General features: G+C 72.2%; 13 protein-coding genes. 7 read left to right on the top strand and 6 right to left on the bottom strand.

Annotated elements, in window-relative coordinates:
• Positions 1-134 precede the first annotated feature (134 nt).
• Both ACIRF8_RS19980 and ACIRF8_RS19975 read right to left on the bottom strand, forming a co-directional pair.
• Positions 135-2,411: a catalase gene (locus tag ACIRF8_RS19980; RefSeq protein WP_404216662.1), complete on the bottom strand. Its 2,277-nt coding sequence runs from the start codon at positions 2,409-2,411 to the stop codon at positions 135-137.
• Between the two features lie 116 nt (positions 2,412-2,527).
• Positions 2,528-3,835, bottom strand: coding sequence for an APC family permease (locus tag ACIRF8_RS19975; RefSeq protein ID WP_404216660.1), 1,308 nt, complete (start codon positions 3,833-3,835; stop codon positions 2,528-2,530).
• Between the two features lie 181 nt (positions 3,836-4,016).
• Between ACIRF8_RS19975 and ACIRF8_RS19970 the strand changes: the two genes are divergently transcribed.
• Positions 4,017-4,262 carry a DUF6479 family protein gene (locus ACIRF8_RS19970; protein ID WP_404216658.1) on the top strand — a complete coding sequence of 82 codons (246 nt, stop codon included), beginning with the start codon at positions 4,017-4,019 and terminating at the stop codon, positions 4,260-4,262.
• A gap of 8 nt (positions 4,263-4,270) precedes the next feature.
• On the opposite strand, the gene ACIRF8_RS19965 is transcribed toward ACIRF8_RS19970, so the two are convergent.
• Positions 4,271-4,903 carry a chemotaxis protein CheB gene (locus ACIRF8_RS19965; protein ID WP_404216656.1) on the bottom strand — a complete coding sequence of 211 codons (633 nt, stop codon included), beginning with the start codon at positions 4,901-4,903 and terminating at the stop codon, positions 4,271-4,273.
• A 9-nt stretch (positions 4,904-4,912) separates the two neighbouring features.
• On the bottom strand, positions 4,913-5,311 hold the full coding sequence (locus ACIRF8_RS19960) for a MerR family transcriptional regulator (protein WP_404216654.1): 399 nt from the start codon (positions 5,309-5,311) through the stop codon (positions 4,913-4,915).
• Between the two features lie 126 nt (positions 5,312-5,437).
• Between ACIRF8_RS19960 and ACIRF8_RS19955 the strand changes: the two genes are divergently transcribed.
• The 3 genes from ACIRF8_RS19955 to ACIRF8_RS19945 all read left to right on the top strand — a co-directional run bounded on the left by ACIRF8_RS19955 (position 5,438) and on the right by ACIRF8_RS19945 (position 9,344).
• Positions 5,438-6,943, top strand: coding sequence for a SulP family inorganic anion transporter (locus tag ACIRF8_RS19955; RefSeq protein WP_404216652.1), 1,506 nt, complete (start codon positions 5,438-5,440; stop codon positions 6,941-6,943).
• A 185-nt stretch (positions 6,944-7,128) separates the two neighbouring features.
• Positions 7,129-8,400: a phosphatase PAP2 family protein gene (locus ACIRF8_RS19950; RefSeq protein ID WP_404216650.1), complete on the top strand. Its 1,272-nt coding sequence runs from the start codon at positions 7,129-7,131 to the stop codon at positions 8,398-8,400.
• 149 nt (positions 8,401-8,549) lie between these two features.
• Complete coding sequence (locus ACIRF8_RS19945) at positions 8,550-9,344, top strand: VOC family protein (protein WP_404216648.1); 795 nt, start codon at positions 8,550-8,552, stop codon at positions 9,342-9,344.
• Positions 9,345-9,347: 3 nt separating this feature from the next.
• Here the strand turns inward: ACIRF8_RS19945 and def are convergent, their stop codons facing one another.
• A complete protein-coding gene (def, locus tag ACIRF8_RS19940) occupies positions 9,348-9,992 on the bottom strand; it encodes a peptide deformylase (RefSeq protein WP_404216646.1) in 645 nt (214 codons plus the stop codon).
• Positions 9,993-10,196: 204 nt separating this feature from the next.
• Between def and ACIRF8_RS19935 the strand changes: the two genes are divergently transcribed.
• Positions 10,197-10,943, top strand: a complete 747-nt coding sequence (locus ACIRF8_RS19935) for a GNAT family N-acetyltransferase (RefSeq protein WP_404216644.1) — start codon at positions 10,197-10,199, stop codon at positions 10,941-10,943.
• Positions 10,944-10,947: 4 nt separating this feature from the next.
• Here the strand turns inward: ACIRF8_RS19935 and ACIRF8_RS19930 are convergent, their stop codons facing one another.
• Positions 10,948-11,397 (bottom strand): MarR family winged helix-turn-helix transcriptional regulator, encoded by a 450-nt coding sequence (locus ACIRF8_RS19930; protein ID WP_404216642.1) that lies wholly within the window; start codon positions 11,395-11,397, stop codon positions 10,948-10,950.
• 103 nt (positions 11,398-11,500) lie between these two features.
• Between ACIRF8_RS19930 and ACIRF8_RS19925 the strand changes: the two genes are divergently transcribed.
• Both ACIRF8_RS19925 and ACIRF8_RS19920 read left to right on the top strand, forming a co-directional pair.
• Positions 11,501-11,773 (top strand): hypothetical protein, encoded by a 273-nt coding sequence (locus tag ACIRF8_RS19925; RefSeq protein WP_404216640.1) that lies wholly within the window; start codon positions 11,501-11,503, stop codon positions 11,771-11,773.
• Positions 11,774-11,883: 110 nt separating this feature from the next.
• Positions 11,884-13,899, top strand: coding sequence for an FAD-dependent oxidoreductase (locus tag ACIRF8_RS19920; RefSeq protein ID WP_404216638.1), 2,016 nt, complete (start codon positions 11,884-11,886; stop codon positions 13,897-13,899).
• Positions 13,900-13,962 lie beyond the last annotated feature (63 nt).

Raw genomic sequence — 13,962 nt, 5'->3', positions numbered from 1 at the left:
GGGGTCTTAAAACTACCCGTGGCTGCCACGGGCGGGGGGCCGATCCCTTGGGGGCGCCCGCCCCCCCCCCCCCCCCCGCCCCGCGCGCCGGCCCCCCCCCCCCCCCCCCCCGGGCCCGGTCGCGGTCGCGACCGTCACACGGTGGTGGCGAACCGCTCCCACACGCGGTGCCGGCCGAGCAGCTCCCGCATCTGGTCGAGCACCGCGGCACCACTGTCACCGAGGACGACCCCGGGGGCGCCGGTCGGCAGGCCCGCCGCTTCGAGGGCCGCCTCGGCACCCGCCCAGCCGCCGATGGCCTTGCCGTGGCGGAACGCCTCGTCGAGCAGGAGCCGCACCCGCGGGTCGAGTTCGGCGGCCGACGTCTTCGCCTTGGCGTCCCGCGCCGGGAGGGCGTCGGCGCCCGCGGCGGGCGTACCCACCACGAGGAGGGCGTCGAACTCGATGGACCGCGCCGTGGCGAACGTCCGCTGCACGGCGATGGGTTCGCCGCTCGCGTCCAGCTTCCCGCCGGCCGGGGCGACGATCAGCGGCACCATGCCCGCGTCCAGCACGGTCTGGCGGACCGCGCGTACGCCGTCGATGTCGGCGGAGCCGTCGGTCACGATGCCGATGAGCCGTCCGTCCAGCGGCCAGACCTGGCCGACCTGGGAGAGGGCCGGGCTGGGCGTCGCGTCCCTGAGCGGTTCCGTCGGCTGCGGTGCGGGCAGCCCGAGCGCGGCGGCGACCTGCTCGCACAGCTCCGTGTCGATGTTGGCGAGGGACTGCAGACCGCGTTCCTTGACCGCCTGCTCGTAGCACTTGCCGAGCTCGAAGGAGTAGGCGTCGACGATGTGCTCGCGCTCGGGCGGGCTCATGCTCAGCCAGAAGAGGCGCGCCTGGCTGAAGTGGTCGTCGAAGGTCGCGGGGGCCTCGCGGACCTTGCGCGAGGCGGGCAGCTCGACGGGCACCTCGATGTCCGCCCCGGTGGTGGCGCCGGCAGTGAACGGGCAGCCCCCGTCGAGCGAGTTGGGGCGGTAGGGGGCGACGCCGCGGTGCACGGCCGTCTGGTGCATGCCGTCCCGCAGCATGTCGTTGACGGGGGCGTGCGGCCGGTTGATGGGGAGCTGCGCGAAGTTGGGCCCGCCGAGCCGGCTGATCTGCGTGTCCAGGTAGGAGAACAACCGCCCCTGGAGCAGCGGGTCGTCGGTGACGTCGATGCCGGGCACGAGGTGGCCGACGTGGAAGGCGACCTGCTCGGTCTCGGCGAAGTAGTTCGAGGGGTTGCGGTTGAGCGTCAGCAGCCCGATGGGCTGCACCGGCGCCAGCTCCTCCGGCACGATCTTCGTCGGGTCGAGCAGATCGATGCCCTCGAACATCTGCTCAGGGGTGTCGGGGAACGTCTGGATGCCCAGCTCCCACTCGGGGTAGGCGCCCGCCTCGATGGCGTCGGCGAGGTCCCGGCGGTGGAAGTCCGGGTCGACACCGCCCGCGATCTGCGCCTCCTCCCAGACGAGGGAGTGCACGCCGAGCTTCGGCTTCCAGTGGAACTTCACCAGCGTCGTCTCGCCCGCCGCGTTCTCCAGCCGGAAGGTGTGGACGCCGAAGCCCTCCATCATCCGGTACGAGCGCGGGATGCCGCGGTCCGACATGTTCCACAGGGTGTGGTGGGTGGCCTCGGAGTGCAGGGTGACGAAGTCCCAGAACGTGTCGTGCGCGCTCTGCGCCTGCGGGATCTCCCGGTCCGGGTGCGGCTTGCCCGCGTGGATGATGTCGGGGAACTTGATGGCGTCCTGGATGAAGAAGACCGGGATGTTGTTGCCGACGAGGTCGAAGGTGCCCTCGGTGGTGTAGAACTTCGTCGCGAAGCCCCGGGTGTCGCGGACGGTGTCCGCCGAGCCGCGGGAACCGAGGACGGTGGAGAAGCGGACGAAGACCTCGGTCTCGACGCCTTCCTGGAGGAAGGCGGCCTTGGTGACGTTGGCCGCCCGGCCGTAGCCGCGGAACACGCCGTGGGCGGCGGCGCCGCGCGCGTGGACGACGCGCTCCGGGATGCGCTCGTGGTCGAAGTGGGTGATCTTCTCCCGCAGGTGGTGGTCCTGGAGCAGGACAGGACCGCGCGGACCGGCCTTGAGCGAGTGATCCGTGTCGTACAGGCGGTCGCCCTGCGCGGTGGTGAGGTACTCGCCCCGCTGCGCGACGGCCGCCTGGTCGTCGCGCGAGGGGGCCCCGGTGGGGCTCACGGGCCGCGGACCGCTCTGGTCGGCCTTGGGCGGCAGGGGCCCGCGCGCCTCGGTGGGCTCGTCGAACGTCGGTGACTCGGGGCCGGGCTTGCCGGGCACGCCGTCCTCGGGGCCCTGGGGGACCGCTTCGCCGGTGACGGTCTCCTTGACCTTCTCCGCCGCGTTCTTGAGGGGGTGGCCGTCGTCCATCTGGTTCTTCTCCTTCGGTCGCGCTGTGTCGTGTGCTCCGCTGCCGCGGCGGTCCGCCGGGGAAGCGGACGGAACAGGAGTACCCGCATCGCGCCGTTACGCACGGGGCTGTTCGGTCAGCTCGTCGCCTTCCGGCGGTGCACGGCGGCGATCGCGCCGAGCACCACGCCGATGGCGAGGATGATCAGCCCCCGCGCCCACACCGCGGCCTCGACCTGGGTGGCGAGCACCACGCAGGAGGCCGCGCCGAGCACGGGGATCACGGTGTACGCCCGGAAGTGGGGCGGTGCCTCGCGGTCCCGGCGAAGCACCAGGACGGCCGTGTTGACGAGGAAGAACACCACGAGCAGCAGCAGTACGAGCGTGGAGGCGAGGGTCTCCACGTCACCGGTGAGGGCCAGCAGGAAGGAGACGAGGGTCGTCACTCCGATGGCCGCCCACGGGGTACCGCGCCGGGGCAGTACGCGGGTCAGGACCCGGGGCAGCAGACCGTCCCGCGCCATGCCGTAGGCCAGGCGGGAGCTCATGATGCCGGTGAGCAGCGCGCCGTTGGCGACGGCGACGAGGGCGATGGCGCTGAACACCTTCGGCGGCACCCCGCCCGCCTCCTTCACCACTTCGAGCAGCGGGCCGCTGGAGTTCGCCAGGGTGTCGGTGGGCACGGCGGCCGAGGCGACGATCCCGACGAGGGCGTAGACGGCGCCCGCCGTGATCAGGGCGCCGAAGAGGGCGCGCGGGTAGGAGCGGCGCGGGTCGCGGGTCTCCTCGGCGACATTGACCGACGTCTCGAAGCCGACGAAGGAGTAGTACGCGAGCACGGTGCCGCTGAGCGCCCCGGCGACGGCGCCCGTGTCGGCGGTGCCGAGGTGCACGAGGCGGCTCGCGTCACCGTCCCCGCGCAGGAACAGCCATACGCCGAGGCCGACGACGAGCAGCAGCCCGCCCACCTCGATGAGGGTCGCGGCGACGTTGGCCCGGGTTGACTCGCTGATGCCGCGCGCGTTGAGGAGGGCCAGGGCGGCCAGGAAGACGGCCGCCACCAGGACGACGGGCAGGCTGACGAAGGCGGTCAGGTAGTCGCCTGCGAACCCGCGGGCGAGCGCGGCCACGGAGACGATGCCGGCGGCCAGCATGCAGAACCCGGCGAGGAACCCGGCGAACGGCCCGTAGGCGAGCGTCGCGTAGTGGGAGGCGCCGCCCGCCCTCGGGTACTTCGTGGCGAGTTCGGCGTACGAGGTGGCTGTCAGCAGTGACAGCAGGAGGGCCAGGACCAGGGGCACCCATACGGCCCCACCCGATTTGGCGGCGACCTGGCCGACGAGGACGTAGACGCCCGCGCCCAGCACGTCGCCGAGGATGAAGAAGTAGAGCAGCGGGGTCGTCAGAGTCTTCTTGAGCCCGGTGCTCGGACCCGCTGTGGTCATGGACGTCTCCCGGCGCGTAGCTCGTGCGGACACGCTGCTGTGTTCGGTGTGTTCGGTGTGTTCTCCACCCTCGGCCAGGTAGCCCCTCGCGGCCACTCGAAACGATCAACGGGAGATCTCGCGAGGATTCTTTCCTCGCTGGTCTGTGCGGTTTCGGCGTGGATCGGGGTACAGGAGCGCCATGCACACTCACAGCCACATCGTTCTGGCCGCCGAGGGCGGAGGCTCGCTGGTCTTCCTCGTGGTCGGCGTCGTCGTCGTTCTCGGCCTGCTCGCCATGTTCGTCAGCGGACGGCGTCGCGCGGCCCGCCGCACCGAACCCTCCAGGCCCGCCCCGGGCGCCCGTCCCGGCAGCGACGAGGCACAGCGCGGCACCACCTGGCAGACCCCCGACGACGACCCCGACCAGGGGCACCCGCACCCCTGACGGCGACGCTACGCCGGCGGGCGGGCCGCGAGGGCGGCCACTTCGCCGGTGTCCCCCCGCACGAGCCGGGTGATGGCAGGGCCGATCGCCGTGAGGGGGAGCACGAAGTCCGCCTGCCCGGTACGGATCGCCGCTTTCGGCATGCCGTGGAAGTCGGCGGTCTCGGGGTCCTGCACGAGGACCGTGCCGCCCTTCTCCTTGACCGCCCGCACGCCGCGGGCGCCGTCGCTGTCCGCGCCGGTCAGGACGCAGCCGATGACCGGGCCGAGCGCCTGCGCCGCCGACTCGAAGAGCGGATCGGCGGCCGGCCGGGCGAAGTTGACCCGCTCCTCGCGCGTCAGCGACAGCGTGCCGTCCGCTCGTACGCACAGGTGCCGGTCCGGGGGAGCGATGTAGACGGTCCCCGCCCGCGGGTGCTCACCGTCCTCGGCGAGCTTGACCGGCAGCTCCGTGGAGCGCGACAGGATGGCCACGATGTGTGTCTCACGGGACCGGTTGAGGTGCTGGGCCACCAGCACCGGCACGGGCAGCGTGGCCTCCACCCCGCCCAGGAGCGTGCTGAGCCCCCGCACGCCTCCCGCGGAGGAGGCGATCAGCACCGCCGCACACCGACCGTCGCCGTCGTCACCAGTGCCCGTCATTCGAGCAGGCTATCGCCCCTCGGGCAGACGGCGCGCGAGCGTGTCGGCGAACTCCTGGGCGCGCGCCAGTTGCGTACGCAGGTCGGCGATCCGTTCCCGGGTGGTGTGCCGGAACTCGCGGACGCGGGCGAGGAGCCGGTCGCGCTCGGCGTCGGGGAGGTCGTCGCCGGCGTCGAGGCGGTCCGTGGCGGCCAGCAGCTCGCGCATCTCGTCGAGGGTGAAGCCGAGCGGCTTCATGCGGCGGATCACCATGAGGCGGGCGACGTCGGCCTCCGTGTAGAGGCGGAAGCCGCCCTGGGAGCGGGCCGAGGGGATGACCAGGCCCGTCTCCTCGTAGTGCCGGATCGTGCGCAACGACAGCTCGGTCCGTGCGGCGACCTCGCCGATCTGCATGTGCTCGCCGCTCATGCGACCCGCCCTCCTCGTCCATGGCCCGGCCCACCAGGGCGACCATCTCTACCGTAACGTCAGGGTAGAGTTGTATCAGCACACCCTTCACTCGTCCGGTGTGCCCGACTCGTCAGGTACGTCTTCTTGTCTTCTCCCGCGCTCTCCGCCGCCGCCCGCCTGCGCGGGCTCAAGCCCGACTGGCTGTCCGACCCCAAGGTGTGGCGCACCGAGGTGCTCGCCGGACTCGTCGTCGGACTCGCCCTGATCCCCGAGGCGATCTCGTTCTCGATCATCGCCGGAGTCGATCCGGCGATCGGTCTGTTCGCCGCCTTCACCATGGCCGTGACCATCTCGGTGGTCGGCGGCCGACGCGCGATGATCTCCGCCGCCACCGGGGCCGTCGCGCTCGTGATCGCCCCGCTCAACCGCGAGCACGGCTTCGGCTACCTCGTCGCCGCCGTGATCCTGGCCGGGGTCCTCCAGATCGTTCTCGGGGCGCTGGGTGTCGCGAAGCTGATGCGGTTCGTGCCGCGCTCCGTGATGGTCGGCTTCGTCAACGCGCTCGCCATCCTGATCTTCATGGCGCAGATCCCCGAGATGCGGGACGTGCCCTGGGCCGTGTATCCGCTGATCGTCGGCGGTCTGCTCCTCATGGTGTTCTTCCCGAAGGTCACCACCGTCGTCCCGGCGCCGCTGGTCTCGATCGTCGTCCTCACGGTGATCACCGTCGCGGCCGGGATCGCCGTGCCGACCGTCGGCGACAAGGGCGAACTGCCCTCCTCGCTGCCGGTGCCCGGCCTGCCGGACGTGCCGTTCACCCTCGACACGCTCACCACCGTCGCGCCGTACGCCCTCGCCATGGCCCTCGTCGGGCTCATGGAGTCGCTGATGACCGCGCAACTGGTCGACGACATCACCGACACGACCTCCGACAAGACCCGCGAGTCCATCGGCCAGGGCATCGCCAACATCGTCACCGGATTCCTCGGCGGCATGGGCGGCTGCGCCATGATCGGCCAGACCATGATCAACGTGCGGGTCTCCGGCGCCCGCACCCGCCTGTCCACCTTCCTGGCGGGCGCCTTCCTCATGGTGCTGTGCGTCGTCTTCGGGCCGGTCGTCTCCCGCATCCCGATGGCCGCGCTCGTCGCGGTCATGGTGATGGTCTGCTTCGCGACGTTCGACTGGCACTCCATCGCCCCCCGGACCCTGCGCCGCATGCCCGCGGGCGAGATCACCGTCATGGTCGTCACCGTCGCCCTCGTGGTCGCCACCTCGAACCTCGCCGTCGGCGTCGTCGCCGGGTCGGTCACCGCCATGGTCATCTTCGCCAGGCGCGTCGCCCACCTCGCCGAGGTCACCGCGGCGCCGGGCCCGGACGGCACCGACGTCGTCTACACGGTGACCGGCCAGCTCTTCTTCGCCTCCGCCAACGAGCTGGTGACCCGGTTCGACTACGCCGGCGACCCGGACAAGGTCGTCATCGACCTCTCCGGCACGCACATCTGGGACGCTTCCTCGGTCGCCGCCCTGGACACCGTCGAGGCCCGGTACGCACAGCGCGGCAAGACCGTCGAGATGGTCGGCCTGAACCGGCCGAGCGCCGATCTGCACAAGACGCTCAGCGGCAACCTCACCGCCGGTCACTGACCCGCCACCGGCCGCCGGTTCGGATTCCGGGGCCGCCCGCACCGCTCGGATAACATGATCGGCCGCACGGCGACCGCCCGACCGAAACTCACAAGACGGCCAAACAATTGACGACGAAGACAGCGCGAATACGTTCGCGCATACGATGCAGAACCTCGCTCTCCGCGTGGCGCCAGCCGCGGGTGATGCTCTGGGTCGCGGCGGGTGCGGCGATCCTCGCCTTCCACGTCGCGCTGGAGATCGCCGCGCGCCACTACGGACTGCCGGGGCCGATCACCAACCAGGTGAGCGAGGTGATCCTCGCGCCCCGCTCGGGACCGCTCCTGTACGCCGGTCTCGCGCTGATGATGGTGGTGCTCACCTGGCGGCAACGGCTCGTCTCGCTGGGTGCCGCCGTCGGCATCGACGTGGTCTTCGCCCTGGTCCGATGGGCGGCCGGCGCCCACCAGTCCTTCGGCAACGGCGCGCTGTGGGTGATCATCGGCTGGGTGGTCGTCGCGCTCGTGCGCCGCACCGGCTCCGAACGGACCCTGCTCCTGAAGGGCGTAGGACTCGGACTCCTGCTGGTGGACGGCCACAAGACCGGCGACACCTGGCTGCTCATCACCTCCAAGTCCCGCCCGACGGTCCTGGACCCGTACGTCGCGACCGCGGACCACGCGCTGGGCAACCCCTCCTGGCTCATGGGCCAGTTGGTCACCGCGGGCGGCCCGGCCGCCGACCACGTCCTGCACCTGGTCTACGGACAACTCCCGCTGGCGGCGGCCATCCTCGCGCTGTACCAACTGCGCAACGTGGCGGTCGAGCGCCGCTTCCCCGGCCACCACCTGGTGCGCACCTTCCTGGTCATCGGCCTGCTCGGACCCGCCGTCTACATGATCTTCCCGGTGGTCGGCCCCGTCTTCGCCTTCGGCGCCGACGGCGGACCCTGGGCGGTGGCACAGCTCTGGCCGGACACCCCGACGCTGCTCAGCGCCCCGCACTCGGTCCCGTTCGACCAGATCACCCCGCGCAACTGCATGCCCAGCCTGCACACCGCGTGGGCGACCACCCTCTTCATCCACTCGCGCCAGGGCTCACGGCTCATGCGGTTCGCGGGCGCCTTCTGGCTGGTCGCCACGCTCACCGCCACGCTGGGATTCGGCTACCACTACGGTGCCGACCTCGTCGCCGGTGTCGTCTTCGCGGTCACCATCGAGACGGCGATGCGCGCCTTCGAGCGCGGCTGGGACGGCGCCGCGGTCCGGCTGGTCGCCTACGGCACGGCCGTCTTCACGCTGCTCCTGGTGGCCTACCGCTACCTGCCGCTGGAGATGGGCAGGCACCCGTGGGTGTTCGGGCCTCTCCTCCTCCTGGCGATGGCCTCCGTGGTGTACGGCTACGTACGGACCACCCAGCGGTGGCTTCCGAAGCTCACCCCGGCACCGCTCCCGGAGCCGCAGCTCGCCCAGGCCTGACCCGCCGCCCCGCCCCCGTGGACCCGCGCACAGGTCGACGGGGGCGGTTCCCGCAGCGAATCAGCGCATGCGGGGTGCGTGCCGGCGGCCTAGCGTGGTGGGGGCGCCGGGCCTCGTCGCGCCCGGCGCACCCGACGGAAGGGCGCGTCATGGCCGCACAGATCGAGGGCGCGCCCGTATGGGCCGACGCCATGTTCACTGACCTGGAGGCCGCCAAGGGCTTCTACGCCGAACTGTTCGGCTGGTCCTACGACACGGGCGCGGAGGAGTTCGGCGACTACACCCAGGCGCGGACGGCGAGCGGCAAGAACGCTGCCGCGCTGTCGCCGCAGATGCCCGGCATGGAAGGTGTCCCGGCCGCCTGGAATTTGTACTTCGCCACCACGGACATCGCGGCCACCGCCGAGCGCGTCAAGAGCGCGGGCGGCACGCTGTCGATGGAACCGATGCGGGTCGGCGACTTCGGCACGATGGTCACCGCGCAGGACCCCACCGGCTGCCTCTTCAGCGTCTGGCAGGCCGACTCGCACGAGGGCTTCGAGGCGGTCAACGAGCCCGGCGCCTTCTGCTGGGCCGAGGTCAACTCCCGCGACGCCGCGCGGACCGACGCGTTCTTCACCTCCGTCTTCCCCTACGAGGTGAGGAAGATGGCGGACGAGCACGTCGACTTCGACGTCTGGCAGCTCGCGGGCAGCCCGGTCCTGGGCCGGATGCGGATGACCGACGACTTCCCCGAGCACGTGCCGTCGTACGTGAACGTGTACTTCGTCGTCGAGGACTGCGACGCGGCGCTCGCCACCGTCCGCCGCCTCGGCGGCACGCTGCACTTCGGGCCGGTCGACAGCCCCTTCGGCCGGTTCGCGGCGGTGGGTGACCCGCAGGGCGCGGCGTTCACCGTCATCGACGTCACCTCGACCAAGGGGGAGATGCCGCGACCGGACTGACCATCAGTCGGAGGGCGGCAGGTCGAACCCCAGTTCCTGGGCGGCGAGCCGGGGCGTGGGCTGGTTCCAGCGCTCCTTCTGCGCGGGTGTCCCGACGGAGGCGAGCGAGCGGAGTTCGGCGCGGTCCAGGTAGAGCGTGCCGTCGAGATGGTCCGTCTCGTGCTGGACGATCCGCGCCGGCCAGCCACCGATCTCCTCGTCCACCGCGCGGCCCCGCTCGTCGAGGGCGCGCAACCGCACCCGCTCGTGCCGGGCGACCACGGCCTGGTAGCCCGGCACGCTCAGGCACCCCTCGTAGAAGGCGACCCGGCGCCCGCCCGCGTCGTCGTACGACGGGTTGATCAGGACGCGGAACGGCTGCGGGGCACGGCCGCGCGCCCTGCGCAGTTCGGCCGGCACGTCCCACTCGTCCTCGATGACGGCGAGGCGCAGCGGCAGACCGATCTGCGGCGCTGCCAGGCCCACCCCGGGCGCCGCGTGCATCGTGGCCCGCATCCGCTCGATCAGCCGGTTCAGGAGCGCGTCGGGGAGCTGCCCGTCGTACGGCTCGGCGGGCCGCCGCAGGACGGGGTCGCCCGCGAGGACGAGGGGCAGTGTGGCGGCGTCGAGCAGGGCCTCGGCGCGCTCGGACAGCGACATGGGCGGCATCGCGCCAGCATGCCAAGGGCGCTCACCCGCGGCAACGCCGACCCCTCGCGGGGGCGCGCAAGCCTGCGGGCGCATTGCGCGCGCATGAACGCGTTGCGACCTCGTGAACACTGCATGTATCGGGGAATGCAGGCTCTGACCTGGGGGTTTCATGGTGCGGCGCGACCATGGAACGCCGAGCCGAGTCATGAGAGAAGGGTCCGGATGACCGAGACGCAGACGTACGAAGGCCGCGCGTCGGTGCCCGCCCCCGGCGCGCCCGCGCATCCGCTCGACAACCCCGCGTACGCCGCGCTGACCGGCCCGCACGCCCATCTCGCCGAGCGGCGCGGCCGGGTGCTGCGCTACCCCGTCGACGTCTCGCCCTGGCTGGCGCTGCCCGACGATCCGGGGCCCGAGGACTGGGCGGACCTCGCCACGTTCGCGGGGCCCGGCGCGCAGGTGCCGCTGCCGGGCACGACCCGCCCCCTGCCCGCGGGCTGGGAGCTGACGGCGGACGTCCCGGGCGTGCAGCTCGTCGATGCCGGGGTGGCCGCGGCGCACGATCCCGAGGCGGTCCGGCTCACCCCCGCAGACGTGCCGGAGATGCTCGACCTGGTGGCGCGCACCCGGCCCGGCCCGTTCCTGCCGCGCACCATCGAGCTGGGCACGTATCTCGGCATCCGGCGCGGCGGCGTCCTCGTGGCGATGGCGGGGGAGCGGCTGCACCCGCCGGGCTGGACCGAGATCAGCGCCGTGTGCACCGACGCCGACCAGCGCGGTCAGGGCCTGGCCGGGCGGCTCGTGCGGGCCGTCGCCGCCGGGATCAGGGAGCGCGGCGAGACCCCGTTCCTGCACACCGGCGCGGGCAACACGAACGCGCTCCGGCTCTACGAGTCCCTGGGCTTCGAGCTGCGCCGCACGACCCGCTTCCGCGCCGCGCGCGTGCCCCGACTCACGGCGTCCGTATAGGGGTTCAGTTCTCGCGTGAAGCCTCGTTGTAGCGCTCCAGGTAGGCGGCGAACCGGGCCAGGTCCCGCACGGACCAGTCCGCGAGCCGCTCCCCGAACATCTGTCGGCGGCTGACGGTCACCTGCGCGAGGATCTCCGCGCCCGCCGGGGTGGGGAGCAGGACCTGGACGCGGTGGTCGTCCGGGTCGACGCGCCGCATGACCAGACCGGCGCGTTCCAGCGCGGCGACCTGCCGGCTGACCGTGGACTTGTCCAGCGCGTAGTGCGCGGCGAGGTCGGTGGCGCGGCACCCGCCCCGCTCGTCGAGATGGCTGAGCAGGGTGAAGGAGACGAGCGACAGCTCGGGGTGCATCCGGGCCGCCGTCGCCCTGGCGCGGCGGGCGAAGGACGTCAGCTCGCGCTGGATGGTCTCCACGGCCGACGCGCGGTCGGCGGGACGGTCGGGCTCTGCCACGTGCGGGTTCCTTTCCGAGGCGCTGGTTGCATACTACAACCCAGGCCGTGCGGTGCGGCCGGAACGGCGGGCGCGAGCGCGCGGCGCGCATTAGCCTCCGAACATGAGCCACGCAGCAGAGGTGCCCAGTCGTTGCACCGTCGTCCTCAAGCCCCGCCTGACCGACGCCGAGGGTCGTCCCGATCACGGCAATCCGTTGCGGACCGTGGCGGTGACCGCCACCGGCGCCGTGGGGGCGTCCGGTTACCCGCGCTACGAGGGTGAGGGGGTGCAGGCCGACATCGACCCGCGTACCCGCACCGTGGAGGCGGTGACCGTGGACGGCGAGGAGTTGCCGTACGGATGGGTGGCCGAGGTCGCCGACGTGGGCGCCTGATGCGCGGGTAAGGCTTGCCTGCGTGGCGCAGCTCTCTTTTGCAACTTGTTGCATAAGGGGTCCGGTGTCGTCTACAACAGTGACGACGTTCGCCGCGCACGGAGGGCCCCATGTCCCGTTACCCGCACCTGCTCGCCCCGCTCGACCTGGGCTTCACCACCCTGCCCAACCGCGTCCTGATGGGCTCGATGCACGTAGGTCTGGAGGAGGCGGAGAACGGCTTCGCCCGCATGGCCGAGTTCTACGCGACCCGTGCCCGCGGCGGCGTCGGCCTCATCGTCACCGGCGGCATCGCCCCCAACGAGGCCGGGCGCCCCTACGACGGCGGCGCCAAGCTCACCACCGAGGCGGAGGCCGAGCAGCACCGCGAGGTCACCGCCGCCGTGCACGCCGCGGGCGGCCGGATCGCCCTCCAGATCCTGCACTTCGGCCGCTACGCCTACCACGAGAACCTGGTCGCGCCGAGCCCGATCCAGGCGCCCATCAGCCCGTTCGTCCCGAACGAGCTGAGCGACGCCGAGATCGAGCAGACCATCGAGGACTTCGCGCGCACCGCCGAACTCGCCAAGGCGGCCGGCTACGACGGCGTCGAGGTCATGGGCTCCGAGGGCTACCTCATCAACGAGTTCATCGCCGCGCCCACCAACCGGCGCACCGACCGCTGGGGCGGCTCGTACGAGAACCGCGTGCGCTTCCCCCTGGAGATCGTGCGGCGCGTGCGCGAACGCGTGGGCCCCGACTTCATCCTCATCTACCGGCTGTCCATGCTGGACCTGGTCCCCGGTGGCTCGACGCTCGAAGAGGTCGTGCACCTCGCCAAGGAGATCGAGGCGGCCGGCGCCACCATCATCAACACCGGCATCGGCTGGCACGAGGCCCGCATCCCGACCATCGCGACCTCCGTGCCGCGCGGCGCGTACACGTGGGTCACCAAGAAGGTCATGGGCGAGGTCTCCGTGCCCCTCGTCACCACCAACCGCATCAACACCCCGGAACTGGCCGAGGAGTTGCTCGCGGACGGCGCCGCCGACATGGTCTCCCTGGCGCGCCCGATGCTCGCCGACCCGGACTTCGTGAACAAGGCCGCGGCGGGCCGCTCGGAGGCCATCAACACCTGCATCGGCTGCAACCAGGCCTGCCTCGACCACACCTTCAGCGGCAAGATCACCTCCTGCCTCGTCAACCCGCGCGCCTGCCACGAGACCGAACTCGTGCTGTCCCCGACCCGGGTGCGCAAGAGCGTCGCCGTCGTCGGCGCCGGTCCCGCCGGACTCGCCTGCGCCGTCTCCGCCGCCGAGCGCGGCCACGACGTCACCCTCTTCGACGGCGCGGGCGAGATCGGCGGCCAGCTCAACGTCGCCCGCCGCGTGCCCGGCAAGGAGGAGTTCGACGAGACCCTGCGCTACTTCCGCACCCAGCTCGAACAGCACGGCGTGCGGGTCGAGCTGAACCGCCGGGTCGGCGCCGCCGACCTCGACGCGTACGACGAGGTCGTCGTCGCCACCGGCGTCAGCCCCCGCATCCCGGCCATCGACGGCGTCGACCACCCCAGCGTCGTCGGCTACCTCGACGTCCTGCGCGACGGCGCGCCCGTCGGTGACCGCGTCGCCGTCATCGGCGCGGGCGGCATCGGGTTCGACGTGGCCGAGTACCTCACCGACGGCAGCGAGAAGGCGAGCCAGGACCCGGCGACGTACTTCCGGCTGTGGGGCGTCGACATGGACTACGCCGAGCGCGGCGGCCTCGGCCGCCCCGAGCGGCCCGTCCCGCCGCGCCAGGTGCACCTCGTCCAGCGCAAGACGACCAAGGTCGGCGCGGGCCTCGGCAAGACCACCGGCTGGATCCACCGCACCGAACTGCGCCACCGCGGCGTCACCATGGTCGCGGGCGCCACCTACGACCGGATCGACGACGCGGGCCTGCACATCACCGTCGACGGCGAACCGGCGCTCATCCCCGTCGACACGGTGGTCCTGTGCGCCGGCCAGGAGCCGAAGCGCTCCCTCTACGACGATCTCGTCGCCGCGGGCCGCACCCCGCACCTGATCGGCGGCGCGGACGTGGCCGCCGAACTGGACGCCAAGCGCGCCATCAAGCAGGGCACCGAGGTCGCCGCCGCTCTCTGAGCGGCCCCCAGGACCGGGCGGTCACGTGGCCGGGCCCGCCGGCCGCGTGACCGCCCTCCGCCC

The organism is Streptomyces sp. NPDC102406, assembly GCF_044765725.1.
Lineage (GTDB): Bacteria > Actinomycetota > Actinomycetes > Streptomycetales > Streptomycetaceae > Streptomyces.
This window is presented reverse-complemented; position numbering and strand designations above follow the sequence as displayed.

What these genes read in the sequence shown, in the direction of transcription:
- ACIRF8_RS19965 (WP_404216656.1), bottom strand. Translation starts at nt 4,903, where the DNA reads ATGACGGGCACTGGTGACGACGGCGACGGTCGGTGTGCGGCGGTGCTG.
- ACIRF8_RS19935 (WP_404216644.1), top strand. Translation starts at nt 10,197, where the DNA reads ATGACCGAGACGCAGACGTACGAAGGCCGCGCGTCGGTGCCCGCCCCC.
- ACIRF8_RS19960 (WP_404216654.1), bottom strand. Translation starts at nt 5,311, where the DNA reads ATGAGCGGCGAGCACATGCAGATCGGCGAGGTCGCCGCACGGACCGAG.
- ACIRF8_RS19980 (WP_404216662.1), bottom strand. Translation starts at nt 2,411, where the DNA reads ATGGACGACGGCCACCCCCTCAAGAACGCGGCGGAGAAGGTCAAGGAG.
- ACIRF8_RS19920 (WP_404216638.1), top strand. Translation starts at nt 11,884, where the DNA reads ATGTCCCGTTACCCGCACCTGCTCGCCCCGCTCGACCTGGGCTTCACC.
- ACIRF8_RS19975 (WP_404216660.1), bottom strand. Translation starts at nt 3,835, where the DNA reads ATGACCACAGCGGGTCCGAGCACCGGGCTCAAGAAGACTCTGACGACC.
- ACIRF8_RS19925 (WP_404216640.1), top strand. Translation starts at nt 11,501, where the DNA reads ATGAGCCACGCAGCAGAGGTGCCCAGTCGTTGCACCGTCGTCCTCAAG.
- ACIRF8_RS19970 (WP_404216658.1), top strand. Translation starts at nt 4,017, where the DNA reads ATGCACACTCACAGCCACATCGTTCTGGCCGCCGAGGGCGGAGGCTCG.
- ACIRF8_RS19950 (WP_404216650.1), top strand. Translation starts at nt 7,129, where the DNA reads ATGCTCTGGGTCGCGGCGGGTGCGGCGATCCTCGCCTTCCACGTCGCG.
- def (WP_404216646.1), bottom strand. Translation starts at nt 9,992, where the DNA reads ATGCCGCCCATGTCGCTGTCCGAGCGCGCCGAGGCCCTGCTCGACGCC.
- ACIRF8_RS19945 (WP_404216648.1), top strand. Translation starts at nt 8,550, where the DNA reads ATGGCCGCACAGATCGAGGGCGCGCCCGTATGGGCCGACGCCATGTTC.